This is a genomic window from Filifactor alocis ATCC 35896 (assembly GCF_000163895.2).
Lineage (GTDB): Bacteria > Bacillota > Clostridia > Peptostreptococcales > Filifactoraceae > Filifactor > Filifactor alocis.
Map to the genome: position 1 here is coordinate 173874 of NC_016630.1, position 26791 is coordinate 200664.

At 33.7% G+C, this 26791-nt stretch carries 18 protein-coding genes and 1 other annotated feature; of the genes, 15 read left to right on the forward strand and 3 right to left on the reverse strand.

The genetic code is table 11. The annotated features are described in order from the left end of the window. Positions 1–86 precede the first annotated feature (86 nt). The 9 genes from obgE (at position 87) to HMPREF0389_RS00785 (ending at position 11849) form a co-directional block, all read left to right on the forward strand. Positions 87–1370, forward strand: coding sequence for a GTPase ObgE (gene obgE / locus HMPREF0389_RS00745; RefSeq protein WP_014261829.1), 1284 nt, complete (start codon positions 87–89; stop codon positions 1368–1370). Between the two features lie 69 nt (positions 1371–1439). After that, a complete protein-coding gene (gene yhbY / locus HMPREF0389_RS00750) occupies positions 1440–1727 on the forward strand; it encodes a ribosome assembly RNA-binding protein YhbY (protein ID WP_014261830.1) in 288 nt (95 codons plus the stop codon). 21 nt (positions 1728–1748) lie between these two features. Then, entirely contained in the window at positions 1749–3755 is a 2007-nt protein-coding gene (ligA, locus tag HMPREF0389_RS00755; RefSeq protein WP_014261831.1) for an NAD-dependent DNA ligase LigA, read from the forward strand. 48 nt (positions 3756–3803) lie between these two features. Further along, on the forward strand, positions 3804–4115 hold the full coding sequence (gene gatC / locus HMPREF0389_RS00760; protein WP_156775219.1) for an Asp-tRNA(Asn)/Glu-tRNA(Gln) amidotransferase subunit GatC: 312 nt from the start codon (positions 3804–3806) through the stop codon (positions 4113–4115). A gap of 55 nt (positions 4116–4170) precedes the next feature. Beyond that, positions 4171–5628 carry an Asp-tRNA(Asn)/Glu-tRNA(Gln) amidotransferase subunit GatA gene (gene gatA / locus HMPREF0389_RS00765; RefSeq protein ID WP_014261833.1) on the forward strand — a complete coding sequence of 486 codons (1458 nt, stop codon included), beginning with the start codon at positions 4171–4173 and terminating at the stop codon, positions 5626–5628. A gap of 12 nt (positions 5629–5640) precedes the next feature. Continuing rightward, on the forward strand, positions 5641–7071 hold the full coding sequence (gene gatB / locus HMPREF0389_RS00770; RefSeq protein WP_014261834.1) for an Asp-tRNA(Asn)/Glu-tRNA(Gln) amidotransferase subunit GatB: 1431 nt from the start codon (positions 5641–5643) through the stop codon (positions 7069–7071). Between the two features lie 66 nt (positions 7072–7137). Continuing rightward, positions 7138–7383: a binding site (T-box leader), on the forward strand. A 171-nt stretch (positions 7384–7554) separates the two neighbouring features. Beyond that, positions 7555–8568 (forward strand): aspartate--ammonia ligase, encoded by a 1014-nt coding sequence (gene asnA, locus HMPREF0389_RS00775; RefSeq protein ID WP_014261835.1) that lies wholly within the window; start codon positions 7555–7557, stop codon positions 8566–8568. A gap of 63 nt (positions 8569–8631) precedes the next feature. Continuing rightward, on the forward strand, positions 8632–9918 hold the full coding sequence (locus HMPREF0389_RS00780; protein WP_014261836.1) for a methionine gamma-lyase family protein: 1287 nt from the start codon (positions 8632–8634) through the stop codon (positions 9916–9918). A gap of 11 nt (positions 9919–9929) precedes the next feature. Then, positions 9930–11849 (forward strand): type I glutamate--ammonia ligase, encoded by a 1920-nt coding sequence (locus HMPREF0389_RS00785; RefSeq protein ID WP_014261837.1) that lies wholly within the window; start codon positions 9930–9932, stop codon positions 11847–11849. Positions 11850–11997: 148 nt separating this feature from the next. On the opposite strand, the gene HMPREF0389_RS00790 is transcribed toward HMPREF0389_RS00785, so the two are convergent. Together HMPREF0389_RS00790 and HMPREF0389_RS00795 are read right to left on the reverse strand one after the other, a co-directional pair. Further along, the gene (locus HMPREF0389_RS00790) at positions 11998–15426 is read right to left on the reverse strand and encodes a pyruvate carboxylase (protein ID WP_014261838.1); all 3429 of its coding nucleotides are present in this window, start codon (positions 15424–15426) and stop codon (positions 11998–12000) included. Between the two features lie 334 nt (positions 15427–15760). Then, positions 15761–16951 carry a coenzyme F420-0:L-glutamate ligase gene (locus HMPREF0389_RS00795; protein ID WP_014261839.1) on the reverse strand — a complete coding sequence of 397 codons (1191 nt, stop codon included), beginning with the start codon at positions 16949–16951 and terminating at the stop codon, positions 15761–15763. Positions 16952–17235: 284 nt separating this feature from the next. Here HMPREF0389_RS00795 and recJ point away from each other — a divergent pair, with 284 nt between their 5' ends. The 6 genes from recJ to aspS all read left to right on the forward strand — a co-directional run bounded on the left by recJ (position 17236) and on the right by aspS (position 25304). Beyond that, the gene (recJ, locus tag HMPREF0389_RS00800; RefSeq protein ID WP_014261840.1) at positions 17236–19545 is read left to right on the forward strand and encodes a single-stranded-DNA-specific exonuclease RecJ; all 2310 of its coding nucleotides are present in this window, start codon (positions 17236–17238) and stop codon (positions 19543–19545) included. 18 nt (positions 19546–19563) lie between these two features. Further along, a complete protein-coding gene (locus HMPREF0389_RS00805; protein WP_014261841.1) occupies positions 19564–20082 on the forward strand; it encodes an adenine phosphoribosyltransferase in 519 nt (172 codons plus the stop codon). Between the two features lie 65 nt (positions 20083–20147). Further along, on the forward strand, positions 20148–22349 hold the full coding sequence (locus HMPREF0389_RS00810) for a RelA/SpoT family protein (protein WP_014261842.1): 2202 nt from the start codon (positions 20148–20150) through the stop codon (positions 22347–22349). A 21-nt stretch (positions 22350–22370) separates the two neighbouring features. Further along, on the forward strand, positions 22371–22820 hold the full coding sequence (gene dtd, locus HMPREF0389_RS00815) for a D-aminoacyl-tRNA deacylase (RefSeq protein WP_014261843.1): 450 nt from the start codon (positions 22371–22373) through the stop codon (positions 22818–22820). A 54-nt stretch (positions 22821–22874) separates the two neighbouring features. Then, positions 22875–23501, forward strand: coding sequence for an MBL fold metallo-hydrolase (locus tag HMPREF0389_RS00820; protein ID WP_014261844.1), 627 nt, complete (start codon positions 22875–22877; stop codon positions 23499–23501). Positions 23502–23525: 24 nt separating this feature from the next. Beyond that, the gene (gene aspS / locus HMPREF0389_RS00825) at positions 23526–25304 is read left to right on the forward strand and encodes an aspartate--tRNA ligase (RefSeq protein WP_014261845.1); all 1779 of its coding nucleotides are present in this window, start codon (positions 23526–23528) and stop codon (positions 25302–25304) included. A 188-nt stretch (positions 25305–25492) separates the two neighbouring features. Here aspS and HMPREF0389_RS00830 read toward each other — a convergent pair whose 3' ends face one another. Next, positions 25493–26605, reverse strand: coding sequence for an alanine racemase (locus HMPREF0389_RS00830; RefSeq protein WP_014261846.1), 1113 nt, complete (start codon positions 26603–26605; stop codon positions 25493–25495). Positions 26606–26791: the final 186 nt, after the last annotated feature.

Sequence of the window (26791 nt, forward strand, 5' to 3'; positions counted from 1 at the left end):
CATTTTGGTGTTATTTTTTATGTAATAAAGTTTTTTGTGATATAATCAAACAATAAATTGCGTGATTTTTAGAAAGAGGTGTTGTTTTGTTTATAGATAAAGCAGAGATTTTTATAAAGGCGGGAAATGGTGGAAATGGCGCGGTTGCATTTCGTAGAGAAATTTATGTTCCTGCTGGCGGACCGGCCGGAGGGGACGGTGGAAATGGCGGAAATATTATTTTTAGAGCAGATGCTAACTTGAGAACGCTGATGGATTTTAAGTATAAAAAATCTTATCAAGCGCCTTCCGGAGAAGATGGGAAGGGTTCTAATATGCACGGAAAATCAGGGGAAAATTTAGTTCTTAAAGTTCCAATCGGAACGATTATTCGTGATAAAGAGAGTGGATTGGTTTTGGCAGATTTAAAAGAGAATGGTGAAGAAGCCATTGTAGCGAAGGGCGGCAGAGGTGGAAGAGGAAATACACATTTTAAAACATCGACACGACAAGCCCCTAATTTCGCAAAAGCGGGAACTGAAGGTCAAGAAAGAACCGTTACTTTGGAGTTAAAGTTGATTGCCGATGTGGGCTTGATAGGATTTCCTAATGTAGGGAAATCAACATTTCTATCTATTGTGACAAAGGCAAACCCAAAAATTGCGAACTATCATTTTACAACACTGACTCCTAATTTGGGAGTAGTAAACTTAAAAAATGGAACAGGTTTTGTCATAGCTGATATTCCGGGAATTATAGAGGGAGCACATTCCGGAGTTGGATTGGGACATGATTTTTTGCGACATATTGAGAGAACAAGAATTTTATTGCATGTTGTAGATATTTCCGGAATTGAAGGAAGAGATCCGCATGACGATTTTTTGAAAATAAATGAAGAGTTGCACCTTTACAATGAAAAATTATCTAAAAGAGAACAGATTGTGATTGCAAATAAAATGGATTTGTTATTTGAAAAAGATAGGTACCATGAATTTAAAAATAAAATCGAAAAATATGGATACAAGGTATTTCCACTTTCCGGGGCAACGAAGGAAGGTTTGGATGATATTTTAGATTATGTTAGTCAAAGGCTTTTAGAAATTGAAACAGAACCTCTTTACACGGAAGAAGAGATGTGGTCAGAAGAGTATCAACCTGTAAAACTGGAAGAAGAAGAAATTACGATTGAAAAAGAAAAAGATGCCTATGTTCTTTCAGGAGTTAGATTGGAAAAATTGTTATATTCCGTGAATTTTGATGATATGGAGTCTATTCGGTATTTTCAAAAAATTATGGAGAACAACGGTGTATTTGACCGATTAAGAAAAATGGGAATACAAGATGGTGATTTGGTAAAAATGTACGATTTGGAGTTTGAATTCTATGAATAAGACTTTGGATTATGATAAGATAAAAAATAATAATAGAGGAGGCAGAGTGTGATACTCTGATAGAAAAATATGATAACAACAAAGCAGAGAGGTTTTCTTAGAGGATTGGCAAATAAGTTGGAACCTGTTGTATTGATTGGGAAAGGTCAAGTTACCGAAGAAGTGGTAGAATCAGTCGATCAAGTTCTTGAAAAGAGAGAATTGATTAAGGTAAAAATTCAAGAAAATGCATACTTGGATACGAAGGAAACAGCACAGAAGATTGCTGCTCTTTTAGATGCTGATATTGTTCAATGTATCGGGTCTAAATTTGTTTTATATAGAAAATCAAAAACTAATTCTAAAAATTTAATATAGGAAATTATTGGAGTAGATAGAATGGATGCTGAAAAAAAAATAAAGTTACTTAGGGAACGCTTGGAATACTATTCTGCTAAATACTATCAGGAGGATGCACCGGAAATTAGTGATGCAGAATATGATAGTATGATGAAAGAGTTGATGTCTTTAGAAAAAGAGCACCCTTCTTTAAGGTCGGCAGAGTCTCCAAGTGAAAAAGTTGGGGGAAGTTATTCTAAGAAGTTTGCAGAGTATGTTCATAGAGTGCCGTTGTTGTCGTTATCAAATGCTTTTTCTTATGAAGAACTGCTTGAATTTGATCAGAAAATAAGAGAGCGTTGTGGAGATATCTCATATTGTGTAGAATTAAAAATTGACGGATTGTCTGTTGCCTTAGAGTATAAGAAAGGAAAATTTATTCATGGCGCTACAAGAGGAAACGGACAGCAGGGAGAGAATGTGACCGATAACTTAAATGAAATCGTTACAATTCCAAAAGAATTGAATCAGAAAGTTGATTTGGTAGTCAGAGGAGAAGTTTTTCTTCCGAAAGATCGTTTTTTAAAGTTAAATGAACAGCAAGAAGACTTAGGGTTACCTCTATTTGCAAATCCCAGAAATGCCGCTTCCGGTTCTTTGAGACAATTGGATTCGAATATTACAAAAGACAGAAATTTAGATATTTTTATTTTTAATGTTCAAGAGTGGATGGACAACTCTGATAAAGAAAAAGAACAGGAACTAAACTCTCATTCCAAGCAGTTAAACTACCTGGATGATTTAGGATTTAAAACAATATCTCCCAGAGAACATTGTGAGTCTATGGAAAAAGTAATTGAATTTATCAAGTATTGGACGGAACATAGAGAAGAATTGTTGTTTGATATCGATGGGATTGTTATAAAAGTTGACGAGTTAAATAAGAGAGAAATCTTAGGGCAGACTGCAAAAGCTCCACGGTGGGCGATTGCATATAAATTTCCCGCTGAACAAAAAGAGACTACAATAGAAGCAATTACGGTCCAAGTAGGAAGAACAGGAGTTTTGACACCTATTGCCGAGTTGACACCGGTTTTGATTTCAGGCTCTACAGTATCAAGAGCGACCTTGCACAATGAGGACTATATTGCAATGAAAGATATTCGTGTAGGAGATAGGGTCATTGTTCAAAAAGCAGGTGAAATTATACCGGAAGTACATGCTGTTATGAAAGATAAAAGAGATGGAACAGAAGTTGTTTTTCATATGCCGCATACATGCCCTTCGTGTGGTGCTGCAACTCAAAAAATTGATGGAGAAGTTGCCGTTAAATGTACTAATTTTGCCTGTCCGGCACAGTTAAAACGTAGAATGATTCATTTTGTTTCAAAGAGTGCAATGGATATTGATAATTTTGGTCCGAGTATTGTATCTTCCCTTTATGAAAATGGTTTGATTAAAAATATAGCGGACATCTATTTGTTGAAAGAAAAGGATTTGTTACAACTAAACGGTTTTGCAAAGAAGTCTGCGTCCAATTTAATTTCGTCCATTAATCATTCCAAATCAAGAAATTTAAATCAATTATTGGTAGCATTAGGGATTGATTTTGTGGGAGAAAAAGCAGCTAAGGTGCTAAGTAAAAATTTTTCTTCGCTTGAAGAACTGGAAAAAGCAAATTTAGATGATTTGATGAGAATAGAAGAAATTGGATTGAAGACAGCACAGAGTATTTTGAACTATTTTCAACTGGAGGAAAATAGAGCTGTTCTTGAGAGATTGGTAGAATATGGTGTTAATACAAAATCAATTTCCGGTACGGACCAAAACAGTTCAAAAGTATTTTCCGGAAAGAAATTTGTTCTGACGGGAACATTAGAGGGAATGAAACGCTCTGAAGCAAAAAAAATAATAGAAACTTGTGGTGGAGAAGTGATGTCGGCTGTCAGTACATCTGTTGATTATTTGTTGGCAGGAGACAGTCCGGGAAGTAAATTAAAAAAGGCTCAGGAATTGAATATTCCAATCTTGACGAAAGATGAATTCTTGGTTATGGTAAATGAATAAGAATGTTTTGATAAATTTAAGTGATGATATAATGAAAAAGGAGGAAGATTGATTTCAGGTCAATCGATAAGTATGGTAATAGATAAAAAAGTACTGGATTATATGAGTCATCTATCTAAACTAAAAATTGATGATGAGAAACAAGAAGAAATGTTGGAATCTTTAGAAAAAATATTAGGATATATATCCTCTTTAGAAGAATGTGATACAGAAAACACAGAAATTACTTATAATGTTTTAGGATTAGAGAATGTTATGAGGGATGATACAATAACTCCGTCCTTTGACAGAGAAGATATACTCAAGAATGCTCCGTCAAAAGAAGCAGGATGCTTTATTGTTCCAAAAGTTTTATCTTAGAACGTAACTTTCAAGAGAGTAGATAGAAAGAAAATATATTAATAGGAGTAGTTTTATGGACTTGAAAAATATTAGTATTCAAGATGCAAATTGTATGTTAAAAAAGGGAGAATGTTCTGTTTCGGAACTATTGACCTCTTCTTATGATAGGATTGAAAAAATAGATGAAGAGGTTAAGGCATTTATTACTCTATCAAAGGATGTGTCGGAAGAGCAATCTCTTGTTGCACAGAAAAAATTTGAAGAGAAAACAGATACATTGTTGACAGGCATTCCTTACTCTGTAAAGGATAATATTTCAACAAAAGGTGTGAAAACAACCTGTGCGTCTAAAATGTTGGAAAATTATATTCCTATTTATGATGCCACTGTTATAGAAAAATTAAATACTCATATGCCGATTATGGTTGGAAAAGTAAATATGGATGAATTTGCAATGGGAGGCTCTACAGAGAAATCTGCATTTTTTCCTACAAAAAATCCTTTTGATACTGATTATGTACCGGGAGGTTCTTCGGGTGGTTCTGCCGTTTCTGTTGCATCCGGAGAAGTTTTGTTTTCACTCGGTTCAGATACCGGAGGTTCTGTTCGTCAACCGGCATCCTATTGTGGAATTGTAGGAGTAAAACCGACTTACGGAAGAATTTCAAGATATGGTTTGGTGGCATTTGGTTCATCATTAGATCAAGTTGGAATTCTAACGAAAAATGTTGCAGATTCAGCAATTGTTTTGAATGCAATTTCCGGGAAAGACAGTATGGATTCCACATCGGCAGATATTCAAGTAGATGAATATTTGAATCAGTTGGATGGTAATATAAAAGGATTGCGTATAGGAATCATCAAGGATCTGTTTGAAGATGGGATTGATGTAGATGTAAAGGGAGCTGTACAAAATGCAATTGAGAAATTTGAAGAGTTGGGAGCAATCTGTGAGATAGTGGATTTGAAACATATTCGTCATTCTATTGAAACCTATTATATTATAGCTCCCAGCGAAGCTTCGTCAAACTTATCCAGATTTGATGGTGTGAAATACGGTTATCGAACAGAGAATTATTCCGACTTAGAAGAAATGTACATCAATACAAGAAGTGAAGGATTTGGAGATGAAGTAAAGAGAAGAATTTTATTGGGAACATTTACTCTGAGTGCGGGATATTATGATGCATATTATCAAAAAGCATTGAAAGTACGCACATTGATTAAGCAAGATTTTGTAAATGCGTTCAAAAAATATGATCTCTTATTGAGTCCCACAGCTCCTAATGTGGCATTCCGTTGTGGGGAAAAAACAAACGATCCTCTTTCAATGTATTTGGAAGATTTGTGTACAATACCGGTAAATTTGGCAGGATTACCTGCAATTTCAATCCCTTGCGGAAGAAAAGGAAAGCTGCCAATCGGTTTGCAATTGATTGGAAACTATTTTAAAGAGGGAACAATGCTAAAGGCAGCAGATGCATTTGAAAAAAATACAGATTATCATAAAATGGTTGCAGAATTAGACTAGGAGGAAACAACATTGAATTATAAAACATTAATTGGAATAGAAATTCATGTGGAACTCTTAACGAAAACAAAAGCGTTCTGTGGTTGCAAGAATGAGTTTGGTAGTGAAGTGAATACAAATTGTTGCCCTGTGTGTGTGGGAATGCCGGGAACTTTGCCCGTATTGAATGAACAAGTTTTGAAATATGCCATTATGGCGGGTTTGTCTACAAATTGTTCGATTGAAAGAAATACAAAAATGGATCGAAAAAATTATTTTTATCCTGATTTGACAAAAGGTTATCAAATTTCTCAATTTGATAGGCCGCTATGTTATGAAGGATATGTTGAAATTGAAGATGAGGATGGAAATGAGAAGAAGATTAGATTGATTCGCATTCACATGGAAGAAGATACAGGAAAATCCATCCATGATGTTTCGGGAGACTCTTTGATTGATTACAATAGAGCAGGAGTTCCGTTAATCGAAATTGTATCTTATCCTGATATGAATTCTCCGATAGAAGCATATCGATATTTGGAAAATTTAAAAGAGATTCTTTTATTTACCGGAGTATCCGATGTTAAGATGGAACAAGGTTCTCTTCGTTGTGATGTTAACATCAACGTTGTAAGGGAGGATGGTGTTAAATCTAATATTGTAGAATTGAAGAATTTGAATTCTTTTAAATCAGCATTAAAGGCAATGGAATACGAAGAAAAAAGACATATTGAACTTTTGGAAAAGGGAGAAAATTCTCTAAAGGAAACAAGAAGATGGGATGAACAAAATCAAGTGACTATTTCTATGAGAAGTAAAGAAAATGTACAAGATTATCGCTATTTCCCAGAAGCGGACATTGTGGATTTTGTGATTTCGGAAGAGTATATCAATGATATTAGAGATAGTTTGCCTGAACTTCCGTCAGAGAAAAGGAAACGATTTATAAAAGAATATGGAGTTACTCAAGCTGATGCGACAATTCTAAATTCAAGCAAAGAAATTTCTGCTTATTTCGAAAAATTGATTGCATTGACAGAAGATAAGCAAGTAACAACGAACTTTTTCTTGTCTGAATTTTTGAGAAGGTTGAAGGATTCTGAGTCTACAATCGGAAATGAGAAGTTTGACATCAATCAATTTGCATTTTTGTTGAACCAAATTTCACAAAAGAAAATCAATAATAATATGGCAAAGAAAATTTTTAGAAAAATGTTTGAAGATGGAATTGATCCGAAAGAACATATAGAAAAAGAAGGATTAACACAAGTTCAAGACGAAGGATTCATTCTTGACATTGTAAAAGAAGTATTATCTCAAAATCCTCAATCGATAGATGATTTAAAAAATGGAAAGGATAGAGCATTTGGATTTTTGGTGGGACAAGTTATGAAACAATCCAAAGGAAAAGCGAATCCTCAAATTGTAAATACATTGTTGAAAAAAGAAATTGACAGTATGTAATACACCTATATTTATGATAAGTAGTTGACAATATGGATAAATAACGATATAGTTAAAGTAATTTCATAACAAGCGATGATTAGGAGAGTATTTTATAAATTAAAACGTTCAGCGAGTCAAAGCAGGTGAGAGTTTGACCGTTTTTTATAAAGGAAGAACACCTATGAGCTTTCAACCAAAAGATATATGTTGAGTAGGCTTGAACGGATTTTCTAAGCGTTAAATTAGAAAAAGTATGTTTGTACTTTATTGAGTTGGTATTTTACCAAGAATTAGGGTGGTATCACGAACGATGACTCTTTCGTCCCTATATATTTCTGATAGATAATATATAGAGATGAGAGAGTTTTTTATTTTCAGAAATTATGATGTCTGTTTAGAACAGTAGTACATTTTTGTTAGGAAATGAGATGGAAATGTTCAAAAAATGGAAATTCTGTCACCAAAATAAAAAAGAAGATGTTAATTGGAGGAGGGTATGAAATGGCAGTAGATAAGTTAATTTTACCGGAAGGATATGTAAATGAATTCACTGTTTTGGAAACAGAGATTGCAATCAAAAAAATAAAAGATTTGTTTCAAAAAACATTGGCAGAAAAATTGAAACTGACAAGAGTGTCAGCGCCCCTGTTTGTTAAAACAGATAGTGGGTTAAATGATGGATTGAACGGAGTAGAGCGCCCGGTTGCTTTCGATATGAAGGATTCGGGAGATAATTTAGAGATTGTTCAATCGTTAGCAAAATGGAAAAGATTGGCATTATACAGATATGGATTTTCCAGAAATACTGGTCTTTATACCGATATGAACGCAATTCGTCGTGATGAAGAGTTGGACAATATTCATTCTATTTATGTAGATCAATGGGATTGGGAAAAGATTATTGATGAGGAAGATAGGACAATAGAGTATTTGAAGGATACTGTGCGAACGATTTATCAAGTGTTTTTAGAAGTAGAAGATTTTTTGGAAAAAGAGCATAGTTTCTACAAAAAAGCACTTCCTTCTGAAATTTTCTTTATCGATTCTGAAGAGTTAAGAGCGAAATACCCTTCGCTATCTTCTAAAGAAAGAGAGTATGAGATTACAAAAGAAAAAGGAGCAGTATTTATTATCGGAATTGGCGGGATGTTGGCGGATGGAAGTATTCATGATTCCAGAGCAGCTGATTACGACGATTGGAAACTGAACGGAGATTTATTATTTTATGATGAGGTTCTTGACCTTGCATTAGAGTTGTCTTCCATGGGAATTCGTGTAGATAAAGTTTCTCTAAAAAATCAATTGAAAGAAAAAAATGAAGAGTATAAGCTAAAATATGATTTTCATCAAAAGATTCAAAATCAAATTCTTCCGCTGACAATTGGTGGCGGAATCGGACAATCCAGAATTTGTATGTTCTTTTTGAGAAAAGCACATATCGGAGAGGTACAAGTTTCAATATGGCCTTCTGAAGATAAGAAATTATGTGCAAAAAATAACATATTTCTTTTATAACATTAAAAAGTATACTATAATTTTACTATATGTTGGAGATTTATGATTAAAAGGAGTCTTGTGATGGATGATAGAAATATAGATTTTTTAAGAAAAAACTTTGGAATCACAGAAGAAATTCTTTCTTTTGAAAAAACTGCAGAAGAGCAAATACAACATGTTTTTGAACAGTATCAAGATATTCAAAAGTATAATCAATACAAAGTATTGAATGCGATGCAAAAATGCAGACTTTCCGATACTCATTTTAATTGGACGACAGGTTATGGATATAATGATGTCGGAAGAGAGAAAGTAGAAGAAATTTTTAGTGTTGTATTTGAAACAGAAGATGCATTAGTGCGTTCTAATATAGTAAATGGAACACATGCACTTACATTATGTTTACAGGGCTTGCTTTTTCCCGGGGATGTTATGCTTTCTATTTCCTCTAAGCCTTATGATACATTGGATAAAGTGATTGGAATTTCGGAAGATAGCCATTCGTTGGTTTCTTATGGAGTCAGGTATAAGCAGGTAGACTTTTTGGAAGACGGTTCATTCGACAGAGTGTCTATTGAGAAAGTAATGAGGGAAACACCTGATTTGAAAATGGTATACATTCAAAGATCAAAAGGTTACAGTAATCGAAAATCCCTGTCTGTAGAGGATATCGAAAGTATTGTAACATTTGTACGTTCTATCAACCGAGATGTAATTATCATGGTCGACAATTGTTATGGTGAATTTTTAGAGACAAGAGAACCCACAGAGGTTGGAGTAGATATTATGGCAGGCTCTCTTATCAAAAATCCGGGAGGAGGGCTTGCTTTGACTGGAGGATATATTTGTGGAAAAAAACATTTGATAGATGCTGTTGCTAAAAGATTAACATCCCCAAGTATAGGAAAAGAGTGTGGACTTACTTTCGGAATGACAAGAACGATTTTACAAGGGTTGTTTTTAGCTCCATCTGTTGTAGCAGGTGCTGTAAAAGGTGCGATTTTTTGTAGTAAATTATTTGAAAATCAAGGATATAGAACATTTCCTCAATCCAATGATGTCCGCAGTGATATTATTCAAGCTGTTCAGTTAAATTCTGCGGAAGAGATTATTGCTTTTTGCAAAGGTGTTCAGGAAGCATCTCCTGTAGACGCATTTGTATCTCCTGAACCGTGGGAAATGCCCGGATATGATGATCCTGTTATTATGGCGGCGGGAAACTTTATTCAAGGCTCTTCCATAGAGCTGAGTGCAGATGCTCCCATTCGTGAACCGTATACGGTGTTTTTTCAAGGAGGCTTGACCTATGAATACTCTAAAATTGGCTCTTTGCTTGCGTTGAAAAATATTATAAATTTGAAAAAATAGGAGATGATATTATGAATTTAAATAATACTCAGATTAAAAACCTGTTATTCACTATAAGTAAGAAAAATCATTCTTATCGTGAGATTATCAATATATTGACAAACCATACAGAAGTACAATTTGTTTCTTTTGTTGCGATAGATTTTAGTGGAAATGGAACAGATGAAAAAATACCGGTATCTACCTTCATAGAAAACATAGAAAATTTATTAACCGTAGGAGTTCAAACAGACGGCTCAAGTGTAGTTTTACAAAATATTGCGACATTAGATAATGCAAAAGTTATTATCTTACCTGACTTGGAAGTGGATTGGTGTGTGGACTATAACTTCAGAAATCTTTTAGAGGATGAACAAACTCCTGTAGGAACGCTTAGAATTCCATCATTCCTTGTTCATAACGGAAAAAAAGTCTGTTCCCGTTCTATTCTGCAAAAAGCTGCTTTAAAATTAAAAGAAGACTCTATGAAGTTTTTGAAGGAACATCCTACTATTTGTGAAGAAATGGGAATGTTATCGGCGGATGAAGTAGAGTCTATCAATTTAACTTCGGCTACAGAATTGGAATTTTGGGTACAAACTCCGGAAGATACAGTGGATGTGGAAAAATTATCTGCATCTCAAAGATTAAAGCAACAATATTGGAAGCGAACAGACGGAATTGTAAGAACGGCACTTGAAAATACCATCTATATTATGGATTTGTATGGATTTGATGTAGAAATGGGTCATAAAGAGGTAGGTGGAGTGACTTCTCCGATTTCTGTAACCGGAAAATCCGAACATATCATGGAGCAGTTAGAGATAGATTGGAAGTATGATGATGAGATTCATACATGTGATAAAGAACATTTTATCCGACATTTGGTAAAAGATATTTTTCATATGCATAAATTAGAGGTCACTTTTAGAGCAAAGCCAATTGAAGGAGTTGCAGGAAGTGGAAAACATGTGCATATTGGAGTATCATGCAAATTGAAAAACGGAGAAAGAAGAAATTTGTTTTCTCATAAAGATTTGACGACAAGATATACGACATCTTATGGTCTTTCTGCTTTGATGGGTATCTTGAAAAACTATGAAGTAATTAATCCGTTTGTTGCTTGGACAAATGATTCTATCAATCGTTTAAAGCCTCATTTTGAAGCTCCTATTTGTATCGTTTCTTCCTTGGGAATCAGTCCTGAGATTCCATCCAGAAACCGTTCTATTTTGATAGGATTGATTAAGGATTTTTCAAATTCTTTGGCAACAAGATTTGAGTTGCGTTCTCCAAGCCCTCACAATAACGTATATCTTATTTTGGCAAGTTGCTATCAGGCAATTCGTGACGGATTGTGGAATGCGGCAATGAATATGTCTTTGGAGCAGTTGGAAAAAGAATTTTCTAAGAATGAAAAAGAAGATGGTATTTATTTGGAGCAAGGAAGAGAATACCGTAGTGAAAAAAATATTTTTGAATATTATAGCGAGGACGAAAGGTATAGAAAATTTGGCATTCCACCTAAAACAGTGTATGAAAATTTGCTGCATTTTCAACAATTTCCGGATAAGTTATCCGTTTTGAAAAAAGATGATATTTTCACAGATGAAATCATTGATTCTTATGCATCATCTATTTTGGAAAAATGGGTAAACCAATTAAGTTTTCACATGATAGAAAACAATATGAAAGTGGTTCGTTCTTTTTCTATTCTGCATGATAATAATCAAGATATTTCCGATTTGGATATTGTAAATTGGACAAAAATCAATGCACTTCGTTGGGAGTTAATGAAAGATAGTGTTGATAAGAAATGTTTATTTTCAAGGATAAAAAATGCATTGTTGGAAAAAAATTACTCCTATGCTTCTGATTTACAACTGGAAATGGATGAAAAAATGGCGCTGTTAAAGACATTATATACGTCCTATCAGAAAAATATATTTTAATCATAGGTGTATGGGTTTAATAGAATGTGGACTATTCAGAGGTTTTTAAGGAAAGGATGCTTAAAAAACCTCTTTTTATTTTAGTATCTTATATGTAAAAACCGGAGACAACTATTTTTGGAGGTCTCCGGCAATTAAGTTTATTATTTTACTTTAATATCATGGCTAATTCGTCATCAGAAACAGAGTCTCCTTGAGAAATTAAAATTTCAGAGATTGCTCCATCTGTTTTTGCCAGAATTGTGGTTTCCATTTTCATTGCCTCTACAATCATAAGAGGTTGATTCTTCTTAATAGAATCTCCGGGGTTGACTAAGATTTCAGCAATGGTTCCCGGAATAGGAGAAGCGATATGTTTAGGATTGGACTTATCTGCCTTTCGTTTACTATCTTTTTTAGTTTGAACGGAACGGTCTAAAATTTCGACTTCTCTTGCAGAACCGTTTAATTCAAAATAAACAGACCTCATACCGTTTTCATCAGCATCACTGTATCCTGTATAACAGATATTAAGCAGTTTTCCATCTTCAATTGCGACATCAATTTCTTGACCTTTTTCCAAGCCGTAGAAGAATACAGTGGACGGAAGGTTGCTGATATCATTATACAAATCAATATGTTTGCAATAATCATCATATACTTTTGGATAGAGAGCATAACTTAAAATATTTCGTTCGTTTGCAATATCTCGATACTTTTCATTTAGGTGGAGTTTGATTTTTTCAAAATTTTCCTCCGGAAGAAGTAGTCCCGGACGTTCTGTAAGAGGAGTTTTTCCTTTTAAAACGATTTTTTGTAATTCTTCAGGAAACCCTCCGTCAGGTTGACCAATCTGTCCCATAAAATATTCTACAACAGAGTCAGGGAAAGAGAGGTTTTCGCCTTCTGTGAGTATATTTTCAGGAGTTAAATTATTTTTTACCATAAAAATTGCCAAATCCCCAACAATTTTAGAAGATGGAGTTACTTTTATAATATCTCCTAATAAAAGATTTGCTTGACGATAAGCTTCTTTCACCTCTTCAAATTTATGTTCAAGTCCTACTGATTTGGTTTGTGGTAACAAGTTAGAATACTGTCCTCCCGGAATTTCATATTTATAAATTTCAACAGAAGGTGTTTTTAGTTCAGACTCAAATTTTTTATAAATTTTGCGTACTTCTTTGAAATAATTACTTACTTCATTTAATTCTTCTAAATCCAGTCCTGTATCTCTATCTGTATTTTTTAGAGCTGCAACAACAGCATTTAAAGAAGGTTGTGATGTAAGACCTGACATGGATTCAAGTGTAAGATCTGCAATATCAACACCTGACTCAGCAGCCATTAAAATGGTTGCAACTGAGTTTCCAGAAGTATCGTGTGTGTGAAGATGAATAGGAATATGCAGTTCTTTTTTTAGTTTGGAAATTAATTTTTTTGCTGCATAAGGTTTTAGCAGACCCGCCATATCTTTAATTCCTAAGATATGAATACCCGTTTTTTCCAACTCTTTTGCCTTGTTAATGTAGTACTCCAAAGGATATTTTTTGTTATTAGGATTTAAGATATCAGAAGTATAACAAATCGTTCCCTCTACGATTTTTCCTGTGTTTAATGCAGTTTCAATCGGAAGTTTCATATTTTCTAACCAGTTTAAGCTGTCAAAAATTCTAAAGACATCAATTCCTTGTTTAGCAGAAACTTTGATGAATTCACTTACTACATTATCAGGATAATTTTTATATCCTACTGCATTAGAGGCACGTAACAACATTTGTTGTAGTACATCCGGCATGGATTCAGACAGTTTTTCCAGTCTTCTCCATGGAGATTCTTTTAAGAAACGGTAGGCTACATCAAAAGTGGCGCCTCCCCATGTTTCCATGGAGAAAGTATCTCTAAAAATTTTATTGCAATAAGGTGCTGCTTGCAACATGTCATAGGTTCTCATACGAGTTGCAAAAAGTGACTGATGAGCATCGCGCATAGTTGTATCAGTAATATATAATTTCTTTTCATTCATAATCATTTGAGTAAAATCTTTGGCGCCCATTTCTTTGAATAATTGTTTGCTACTCTTTGAGTTTGTGGATAAATCCATTTTAATTTTCGGAATTTTGATATCTGATATAGAAGGATCATATTTTTCATTTACGATAATATCTCCAATAAAATTCATTAATTTGCTCGCACGATCCTTACTGCCTTTTATATTGAATAAATCTTTTGTATCTTCAATGAAGGAGGTATAGCAGTTTCCTTCTAAGAAAGTAGGGTGATTTAGGACATTGATTAAAAACGGTACATTCGTTTTTACACCTCGAATCCGAAATTCTTTAATGGAACGAAGTGCTTTTCTGGCTGCTCCGTGGAAAGTTCTGTCCCAAGAAGTTGTTTTTACTAAAAGGCTATCGTAGTAAGGACTGATTTCAGAACCGGTGAATCCATTTCCTCCATCCAGACGAATTCCAAATCCGGAAGCACTTCGATATACAGATATTTTGCCCGTATCCGGCATGAAGTTTGCCGTTGGATTTTCTGTAGTAATACGACATTGGATAGAGTAGCCTCTGATAGAAATGTCTTCTTGTGAGTTAATATTTATTTCTGAGGAGTTGAGAGGATGTCCCATAGCGATTAAAATTTGACTTTGAACAATATCTACTCCGGTAATCATTTCTGTAACAGTGTGTTCTACTTGGATACGAGGATTCATTTCTATAAAGTAGTAGTTTCCGGATTGATCCACCAAAAATTCCATTGTTCCTGCACTGATATAGTTCACATATTTAGCCAGTTTAACGGAATCTGAAAGAATTTTTTGTTTGATGGATTCGTCAAGAGAAATAGAAGGAGCAAACTCTATAACCTTTTGGTGACGTCGTTGCAAAGAACAGTCTCTTTCAAAAAGATGCACGATATTCCCAAGTTTGTCTCCTAAAATTTGTACCTCAATGTGTTTTGGATGGTGGAGATATTTTTCCATGAAAATAACATCGGAATCAAAAGCTTTGATAGACTCGCTCATAGCATTTTTGAATTCATTCTCCATTTCTTCAACCGAATTTACAATACGCATTCCTCTTCCGCCGCCACCGTTTGCAGCTTTTAAGATAACAGGATAACCTATTTTTTCGGCGATATCTTTTGCTTCCAACGAATTTTTGATAGGTTTTTGATGTCCCGGAATAGTAGGGACACCACATTCTAAAGCAACTGATTTTGCAGAGATTTTATCACCCATTTGTAACATTGTGTAGGGAGTAGGTCCAATAAATTCAATTCCGTTATCCAAACACATTTGTGCAAATTTAGGATTTTCTGATAAGAAACCATATCCCGGATGAATAGCATCTACATTTTTGTCTTTTGCGATTTGGATAATTGATGCCATATCTAAGTAAGCGTCAATAGGGCCCTTGTCTTCGCCGATTAAATAAGATTCATCTGCTTTGGTGCGAAACAGAGAATATTTATCTTCTTTGGAATAAATTCCGACGGTTCGAATTCCAAGTTCTGTAAGAGCACGGAAAATACGAATTGCTATTTCGCCACGGTTTGCTACTAAAACTTTTTTGAATTTTTTTGTTTCCATAAAATCAGTCCCTTCTAAAAATATTGTGTTGTATGTTGTATACGTACAAGTTATATAATTAAATGACACTATATCATGTAATACAGCATGTGTCAATCATTCATTTTGAATTTTTGAAATATTACGATTTCTTATGCAATTACAATAAAATATGTGAATGGATAATAAACGAATGATATGAATAATATTATTCATTTTTTTATTTTGTGAGAAAATAACTATATTGGTTACTTATATCAGCAAATTATAAAAATACCCTCTTTACCTAATAAATGGTAAAGAGGGTATTAGTAGATTTATTAATTATTTTTATGATAATTAAGCGATTAAAAAATTAATCTGCATAATTATCAAAATATCCTTGAATTAATACAATAGGAGTTCCTTTGTCACCGCTTCCGGAAGTCAAGTCACAAAGCGAACCAATCAAATCAGTTAGTCGGCGTGGTGTTGTTCCTTGAGTAACCATAGAACCTTTTAAGTCTTTTTCTTTCTTTTGGATAGAATTTACAATAGCTTCTTTCAGTGCTTCTCCCTTCAAAGATGCAAAGTCATTATCAGCAAGATATTTTAATTTTATTTCATTTGGTTGTCCGTCCAGTCCTTTGGTATATCCGGGCGATACAACAGGATCCGCTAACTCCCAAATTTTCCCGACAGGGTCTTTAAAAGCACCGTCTCCATATACTAACACTTCCAATGTTTTTCCAGTTGCATCTTTAATTTTATTTTGAACTTCTGTTACAAATTCGTTGGCATTTCTAGGGAATAACTTTACAGATTCTTCTGTAGATTTGTTGGAACCTAACAAACCGTAATCGGCATTATACCCACTTCCGTTAATGGAATAATTCATGATATCATCCAAACTTAATACTTGTTCCGCACCACTTTCTAATAAAATTCGTTTTGTTCTGGCTCTGGTATGAATATCACAATTCAATACATATTTTGTGTGTTCAAGGACAGTGTTGGGATTATTAGATAGAATTACTTCCACTTCGCAATTTTGAGATAAAATTAATTCTTTATAGTATTCAATATAATCAACACCTGTAAAGACATGTGCTTTGTATCCAAATAAATCACGATATCGTTCTTCTGTCAAAACATCTGAATAAGGATTTATCTTTTCACGGTCCAAATCATCTAATGAAATTAAATGGTTTCCTACCTCATCGGAAGGATAATTCAGTACAAGAGTAATTTTATCAACACCTTTTGCAATTCCTTTCAAGCAAATAGCAAACCTATTTCTGCTTAAAATAGGAAAGATTAATCCGATATGTTTATTTTTGAATTTTTCTTTCACATCACATGCAATCTGATCAACAGTGGCATAGTTTCCTTGAGCTCTTGCAAGAACAGCTTCGGTCACTCCTAAAACATCACGATCATTTAGCTTTATATTATCTGATTCACATGCTTCCATCAAAGAATTTACTACCATTGATGAAAGATCATCTCCTTCGCGAATAATACCGGTTCTAATACCTCTTGATATAGTTCCTACACATCTTGACATAATAAATTTACCTCTTTCTCTTATGGATTATAAAAGACTTAATATTTTTGTGTAAGCTATTCTCTAAACTTACAATTTATTATATACTAAACTTATCGAATTAGCAAACTCAAAAGTATATTTTTTTGTTTTTCAAAAAATTAATTCGATAAAAACGGAACATTATACATAGTGATAGTATATATAGTTCGTTTTTTAACGAAACACTGAAAAAGTTTGATAAAATCTTTGAATCATAAAATGATGAAATTTACCGGTTTATGATATAAGTTTGGAGAATAAATATGAGTAGTATATGGATGGAAAGGAACGATAAAACGTATATTGGAGAAGTTGATGAAGGTTTGGGATTACTTTCTGCTATGATAAAAAATCGTGGCATTGAAGATGTGGAAGAATTTTTAAATCCGGATGAAGACTCCTTTATTGATCCATATTTGATGAAAGGGATGGATGAAACGGTAACGAGGTTACAATTTGCAATGGCTCATAAAGAGAAAATTGTAATTTTTGGGGATTATGATGTAGACGGGGTCTCATCGACATCCATTTTATTTCGTTATTTTGAAGAAATAGGATATGAAGTAGGAGTGTATATTCCGGATAGAAGAAAAGAAGGGTATGGATTAAACGAAGAAGCAATTGTCCATTTAAAGGATTTGGGATATGATTTAATTATTACAGTTGATTGTGGAATCTCTGCAATCAAAGAGGTGGATTTGTGCAATCAACTTAAGATGGATATTATTATTACAGATCATCATCAGTGTCCGGAGCAACTTCCAAAAGCGTATGCGATTCTTAATCCTCATCAAAGCGATTGTAGTTATCCGTTTAAGGAACTATGTGGTGCAGGGATTGCGCTGAAGTTGGTACAAGCGTTAAAAAATAGTAGTATAACTGAGTTGATGAGTTATCTTGAGATAGCAGCAGTTGCTACTATTGCAGATTTGGTTCCTCTTTTAGGAGAAAACAGAAGTATTGTTAAATTTGGATTGAATAGTATCAATCAAAACAAATTAAATCTGGGAATTCAGGTATTAATAGATGTTGCACAATTAAAAAAACAACAAATAACTTCATACAATGTGGGGTTTCAATTAGCTCCGCGGATTAACGCTGGAGGTAGGTTAGATTCTGCTATGACAGGAGTTTTACTTTTAACAACACATTCTGTTGATGAAGCAATGCGATATGCTGTTATTTTGAATGAATATAATGCACAAAGGCAACTGATAGAACAGACGATGTTAGAGGAAGCAATCACTATGATTGAATCTCACGAAAAGCACAGAAACAATAATGTGATTGTGGTGTATGAGAAAGGATGGAATGAAGGCGTAATCGGAATTGTATCATCTAGAATTACAGAACGATATGGGAAACCTTCTTTTGTATTTTCAATAGACGAGAACGGAATTGCAAAAGGCTCCGGGAGAAGTATATCTGATTTTCATCTGTTTCACGCATTACAAGAAATAAGTGATTGTATGTTGGGATTTGGCGGTCATAGTCAGGCTGCCGGATTATCTATTAGAGTTGAAAATTTGAATATTTTTGAACAAAATATCAATTTCGTTTCTGAAAAATATTTAACCAATCAATCTTTCAAAAAAAAGTTCTTTTTTGATTCTGAATTGAAAGAGGAATATTTGAACTTGGATTTTCTGAATAAAGTTAAGCAGATGGAACCTTTTGGCATAAAGAATCCAACCCCCCTTTTTTTGATGAAAAACGTCAGAATAAAACAGGTCGGTCGGATTGGGAAGAATCAAACACATTTTCGCGGACAATTAAATCGTTACACTATCTTAGGATTTGATTTTGGAGAACTTTCAGATGATATTTTAGCTAATAGTGACAAGGAGTTGGATATTCTGTGCTCTATAGAAGAAAACGTATATCGAGATGCTGTCAGTTTGCAATTGAAATTAAGAGATTATAAGTGGATTGAACAAGATGATATGATAGAAGATATGATACCCTTGGCGGAGTGTATTATAGAAGAAATTTTAAAAGAGGAATCTTTTTTCAAAAACATTGCAGTTTGGGAAAAAAGAGATTTTGATTCGAACACTTTATTTCTAACATCAATTCCTTCTATTTTAAAACAACTAAAGAGGGAACAATTGTATCTGGATTGTGCTACAAATCAAGTTAAATTTATTTCCAATATTGAAAAAATATTCTTAAAAGACTATAATAATATCATTATTTGTGACAGTTTGTCAAAGTGTATTATTTCTCATCAAAACAATTTAAATTTCGAAAAAATATACTTTTTTAATTTCCTAAGCAATCCACTGAAAATATCTAAAGTATTTTCTTTTCCGCAAGGAAAGAATATTTCTTTTTTAGAAAAGATAGAGAGGAATCAAAAGATAAAGATATCTGCTGATATAATCGAAAATATGGCATTAGATAGAGTTTTGAAAATGTGGATACAAATTTTATTGTTGCAAAAATTAGAGATGGTTTCATTTCGATATTCTTCCGGTAATATCTTTTTGGAAGACTTATTCATAAAGAACAGAAAAGAGGACTATCTAAAAATACTGAAGAAGTTGGAATCTTTTTTAGAAGTGGAATATTAAAATTTAGAGGAGAAATTTATGGATTTAAAATCAAAAATCAGAGTTATTGAAGATTTTCCGAAGAAAGGGATTAGTTTTAAGGACATTACAACATTGTTGAAGGATGGAGCAGCTTTTCGAGAAATTGTTGATACCATTGCAGAGGATTTAAGAGAAAAAAATATAGATATTGTTGTAGGACCGGAAGCAAGGGGGTTTATGATTGCTGCTGCCGTTGCATATGCACTTGGTGCTGCATTTGTTCCTGTAAGAAAACCGGGAAAGTTGCCGGCTGAAACAAGGACATATGAATATGATTTGGAGTATGGTGTAGATCAGCTGGAAGTTCATGTAGATGCAATTTATGAAGGTGCAAAAGTTGCTGTTGTAGATGATTTGTTGGCTACAGGAGGAACGGTGAGTGCAGTGATTAAGTTAATTGAATCTTTAGGCGGAACGGTTTCTCAATGTGAGTTTTTGATTGAGCTTGAAGAATTGAAAGGAAGAGAAAAATTGCAAGGGTATGATATTGAATCCTTTGTGAAGTACCCGTGTTAGTTTTGGTGTGACAATAGTACACGTATTTCTATATAAAGTGGATTGCGAAAAAGGAGGGATATAAGATGCTTAGTGCTCTTTTAGATAAGATTAGAGAATACAATTCAGGTGCGGATGTTTCTATTGTAGAAAAAGCATATTTACATGCGTACGAAGGACATAAGAACCAATATAGAAAATCAGGAGAAAAGTATATTATACACCCTGTTGAAGTAGCAAAGATTTTAGCTGAATTGGAAATGGATATGGATACCATAGCTGCCGGTTTATTGCATGATGTGTTGGAAGATACCGATATGACTTATGAAGAAATGGCAAGTGAGTTCGGTACTACAATTGCCGATTTAGTAGATGGTGTTACTAAACTGGGGCAAATCAAATATCAAAGTAAACAAGAAATGCAAGCAGAAAATTTCAGAAAGATGTTTTTTGCTATGGGTAAGGATATCAGAGTTGTTTTGATAAAGCTCGCTGACCGTCTGCATAATATGAGAACAATGAAATATATGCCTAAAGAAAAGGCAATTGAAAAGTCTAAGGAAACAGCTGAAATTTATGCTCCAATTGCTAACAGATTAGGAATTTTTCGCATTAAATGGGAAATGGAAGACTTGGCATTACGATATTTGGATCCGGATGGCTACCGAGAATTAACAGAAAAAGTATCACTTAAGAGACAGGAACGTGAAAAATATATCGAGAGTGTTATAGAACAGATAGAGGTTAAGCTCGAAGAAAATGATATTACCTGTGATATCAAAGGAAGAGCGAAACATTTTTATAGTATCTATAAAAAAATGAAGTATCAGGATAAAACTTTTGAAGAAATTTATGATTTGATGGCAGTTAGAATTATTGTAGATAATATAAAAGACTGTTATGGTGCAGTAGGGTTAGTTCATACTATTTGGAAACCGATTCCAACAAGGTTTAAGGATTATATTGCTATGCCAAAACCCAATATGTATCAATCTTTACACACAACTGTAGTTGGTCCTGACGGGGAACCTTTGGAAATACAAATCAGAACATGGGATATGAATCGAATTGCAGAATTTGGGATTGCTGCACATTGGAAATATAAGGAAAGATTTAGTGCTAATGGTAATTCTGATGGTGAGATGGAGAAAAAATTGTCTTGGATAAGACAAATGATGGAATGGCAAAAAGAAGTTTCAGATCCGGAAGAGTTTATGGAGTCGTTGAAAATTGACCTGTTTGCTAATAAAGTATTTGTGTTTTCTCCTCGAGGAGATGTTTTGGAATTGCCGGCAGGCTCCTGTCCTCTGGATTTTGCATATAAAGTCCATTCTCAAATTGGAAACAAGTGTGTAGGTGCAAAAGTAAATTCCAGAATGGTACCTATTGATTATAAATTAAAAACGGGAGATATTGTCGAAATTATAACATCAGGAAATTCTAACGGTCCGTCCAGAGACTGGTTAAATATCGTAAAAAGTTCCGGTGCTAAGACCAAAATTCGACAATGGTTCAAAAAAGAAAAAAGGGAAGAAAATATTGAAAAAGGTAGGGAACTTTTAGAGAAAGAGACCAAGAAATTAGGATATCCAATCAATGACTTTTTGAAACAAAAATATATCTCGGCAGCAACCAAAACATTAACAAATGGAAATGTAGAAGATTTGTATGCTGCTTTAGGATATGGAGGCATTACAATTAACCAAATTATGCCTAAATTGAAAGAAAAATTTGAAGAAGATAATAAAGAACTTCTTTTAGAACAAAAGGCATTGAAAGAAAAACAAGAGGCTGAAAAAAGGGCCAATATTCCAAGGAAACAGTCTAAATCCAGCATCGGAATTCATGTTGAAGGAATTGACAATATTTTGATACGTTTGGCAAAATGTTGTAATCCCGTTCCGGGAGACGAAATTGTCGGATATATAACGAAGGGGCGGGGAGTATCTGTTCACCGTAAGGATTGTACAAATGTATCTTTGAATGATGGGAAAAATAATGATAAACGTGTTGTTGTGTATTGGGATAGTAATGATTTAACTTCGAAAGAGTTTGAAGCTGAAATTCAAATTATAGCCTATGATAGAAAAAGCTTATTTATGGATATCACCAGATTATTTACGGAAGAGAAGGTTTCTTTGAATGGGATTAATGCAAAAACCAATAAGGAGAATGTAGCTGTTATGAATTTCGTAATACAAGTTTCAAGCGTTGACAAATTAAGAAGTATTATGAGCAAATTGAGAAAAATTGAAGGCGTTTCAGATGTAAGAAGAGCAGTTCAGTAAAGGTGTAACAGGAGGAGTTTCATGAGATTAGTGATTCAACGTGTAAATCATGCCGGTGTTCAAGTGTCCGGGAAAGAAATTGCAAGTTGCGGGAAGGGATTGCTTGTTCTTCTTGGGGTTACACATGATGATTCCATGGAGGATGTAGAGTACTGTGCTTCCAAAACATTGGGTTTGAGAATTTTTGAAGATGAAGACGAAAAGATGAATTTGTCAATACAGGATATTCATGGAGAAATCCTTGTTGTTTCTCAATTTACTTTGTATGGTGATATCAGAAAAGGGAGAAGACCTTCTTTTGTAAATTCTGCAAAACCGGATAAGGCGAATGAATTGTATGAAGAATATGTTAAATATTTACAGAAAGAAAACATTCTTGTTAGCACTGGGCAGTTTGGGGCTGATATGAAAGTAGAATTAATAAACGATGGACCTGTTACCATTTTGGTAGACAGTAAAAAAATGTTTTAGTTGTATTTGTTCGCTATTACAAGACTCATTAGAAGATAGAGAGGAATTATTTTGATGGAATTGAAAGTATTTTTCCAAAATCATTATCAAATTAACAGTTATGTGTTATATGATCCAGAAACAAAAAAAGCATATGTAATTGATCCCGGGTTAAACGGTTCTGCATTGATTCAATTTTTAAAAGGGAACAATTTGAATGTAGAAATGATATTTCTTACACACGGTCACGGAGATCATATTTCTGATGTTCCGATGATATTAGAGCATTATGATGCAAAGATATATGCACATAGAGCTGATTCGGTACTATTTGAGTCAGCTGAGAAAAATCATTCGCCATTGATTTCCGGAAAATTCACAGAATTTAAAATTGATTTTTTTGTAGATGAAGGGGATAGCATTACTTTAGGTAAGAAGCATATGGATGTTATCCATACTCCGGGACATACCAAAGGTGGAGTTTGCTTTCATTTTGAAAATATGTTGTTCACAGGAGACACTTTATTCAAAGGATCTATAGGGAGAACGGATTTATTTGGTGGGAATTATGATGAATTGCTGAATTCACTGTTACACATAGCTAAATTAGATGGAGAAACCATAATTTATCCCGGTCATGGACCGGGTACAGTATTAAGAAAAGAACTGTTGACAAATCCTTTTTATAAAGGACTCATATAATTTTACAGATATATGGAGGATGTAATGGATAATATTTGCGGATTAAAACGAACAAACTATTGTAATGATTTGACAATGAGTTTTGTTGAAAAAGAAGTTGTATTAATGGGTTGGGTACAACGTGCAAGAGATTTAGGCGGCTTGATTTTTCTTGATTTAAGGGATCGTACAGGAATTGTTCAGGTTGCATTTGACATTAACGATAGTGCAGAAAATTTTTCGAAAGCAAAAGAATTGGGATCAGAGTATGTTATTGCAATTAGAGGAGTTGTGAAAGAAAGAAGTTCAAAGAATAACAATATTGCTACCGGAGATATTGAAGTTTTTGCAAAAGAGCTTCGTATTTTAAATACAGCGAAAACACCACCTATTTATATTAAGGATGATGATATCGTTTCTGAAGATTTACGTTTGAAATATCGATATTTGGATTTAAGAAAACCAAAAATGCAATATAATTTTTTGATGCGTCACAAAGTAACACAGTCAGTTAGAAATTTTTTGTCTAAAGAAGGTTTTCTTGAAATTGAAACTCCTATCTTGACAAAACCTACACCGGAAGGAGCTAGGGATTATTTGGTGCCAAGTCGTGTAAATAAAGGACACTTCTATGCGCTTCCTCAATCACCGCAATTATTTAAACAATTGTTGATGACTTCCGGTATGGATAGATATTTTCAAATTGCAAAATGTTTTAGAGATGAAGATTTAAGAGCAGATAGGCAGCCTGAGTTTACTCAAATTGACTGTGAAATGTCTTTTGTAGAGATAGATGATGTTTTGGATGTTACAGAACGATTGATGAAAACTGTGTTCCATGAAGTGTTAAATATGGAAATTCAAACTCCGTTTAAGAGGATGAAATGGCAAGAAGCAATGGATAGATATGGTTCAGACAAACCTGATATTAGATTTGGGTTTGAAATTAATGATGTTTCAGATATCGTAAAAGATTGCGGTTTTAAAGTTTTTGACGAAGCGGTTCTATCAGGAGGAACAGTTAGAGCAATCAATTTGAACGGATACGAAGCGGAATTTTCCAGAAAGTCAATTGATGCTTTAGGAGAAACGGCAAAAACGTATGGTGCAAAAGGTTTAGCTTGGATGCGTGTCACTGAATCAGGAATTAATTCGCCGATTGCTAAATTTTTGAGCGAAGATGTACTAAATTCTATTGTTGAAAAAATGGGTGCAAAAAAAGGTGACTTATTGTTATTTGTTGCAGATAAAACAATGACTGCATTAACTTCTTTGGGACACATTAGATTGGAAGCTGCAAAAAAATTAGGAGTGATAGATGAAAATGAATTTGCATTCCTTTATGTGGTAGAGTTTCCGTTGTACGAATACAATGAAGAAGAAAATCGATATGTTGCCGCACACCATCCTTTCACTGCACCTATAGATGAAGATTTGAAACTTTTCAATTCTTCTCCCGAAAACATGCATGCTAAAGCGTATGATATTGTATTGAACGGAATAGAACTTGGTGGCGGTAGTATTCGAATTCATACCAAAGATGTTCAAGATAAGATGTTTGAAGCGCTTGGTTTCACAAAAGAAGAAGCGGAAGAAAAATTTGGATTTTTATTAAATGCATTCCAATACGGAACTCCGCCTCACGGAGGAATTGCATTCGGATTGGATAGGTTGTTGATGTTAATGTTGAAGAGAGACAATATACGTGAAGTGATTGCTTTTCCAAAAAATCAAAATGCAATTTGTCCGATGACGGAAGCACCGGCTATAGCAGATAAGAATGCATTACAAGAATTAGGAATAGAGTTGTCTGCAAGAAAATAAGAAATTCCATGCTAACAAAAAATTTTTTCTATAAGAAGTTATTGTTTTTTCATAATCTAAAAGAAGGTGCTGTGCCAAGAGGAATAATTTTTGGTACAGTACCTTCTTTTTTGTTCTTTATTGAAATATGGAAGAGATGAAAAGTTTTGAATTATCAAACATACTTTAATTAACGGAGAAGCAATTTATTATTCTCTTTTATATATTTTGGTGACGGAAGAAGAATTATTTGCAAATATCATCGCTCCATAGTATAAATCAAAAGAGATAATGTCTCCTTCCTTGATATCTTCTTTCACATCTTCGATATCCAAGATTAAGTGATCGCTGCTTCCGCCTATAATTTCTGCATTTTCGAGTTTTACAATAAGAGAATCAACAGAGCCGACATCTCTTTTTCCAATTGCAAGTAAAGCTTTTTTTCGGATTCCTTTATCTATATATTCAGGTTTATTTCCAAAAGCATCTACAAAAATAGTGCCAATCGGATAGGAAGGTTTTTCTCTCACTTCAATCACTTCTGCTGAGATAGTATATACATCTTTATGCATAAAAGGCATATCTATATTCCAAATATCAATCAAGTCTCTTGAAAGAACGATTCCTTCACCAACTCTTAGATGGTTGATTCTTTTTGGAATGCTTCCGTTAAGAACAAGAGGTAGAGAAGATGTTGCACCGCCTGAAATAATTTCTAATTTTCTGCCGATATGAAATTCTATTTTTTCAGCAATGGATACTAAGCGCCCTAAGTTAGAAGTATCCGGACGAATAGAGCCATAGCAACCTAAATTAGTTCCTATTCCTTTTAGGTGTAAATGTTTCATTTTTTTCTCCACGATACTTGCTACATGAATTAATTCGTTTTCATCGAAAAAACCTTCTCTTAAATCTCCTAAATCCATCATTAATATCACGTCATGGATGATGTTGTGTTTAGAAGCTGTTTCGTTTGTCTTTTCTAATACTGTTAAACTGGATTGCAAACTACAATCTGCATAATGAACAACATCATCTAATTCAGAAATCATAGGTACTCTTAACAATAATAATCTTCCTTCAAAACCATAATTTCTCATTTGGATAATAGTATTCATTCTGGAATCTGCAATAGACGTACATCCGGCATCTAACAGTGTGTTTGAAATTGTATTATAGGAATGTTCATAAGAATCTGTGCCTTTTACAACACCCGTGACAGAAATACCGTGCTTTTTGCATTGTTCAACAATATTTTTTGCATTTTCATAAAGATGATTAAGATTAATTTCCATAATAGGATATTGTATTTTCTTTTGCATAAGTCAGGACTCCTTAAAACTACGTTAAAATCATTCAACACTATTCAATAATATCATTATAGTATAAAAAAAATAAAAAGTCATTAAAATATGACGATTAATAAAATAATAGTAATAATAGTCATAATATTAAAAAAACAATACAGGAAAATATTCTTATAATTTTAAACTGCACACCTATATACA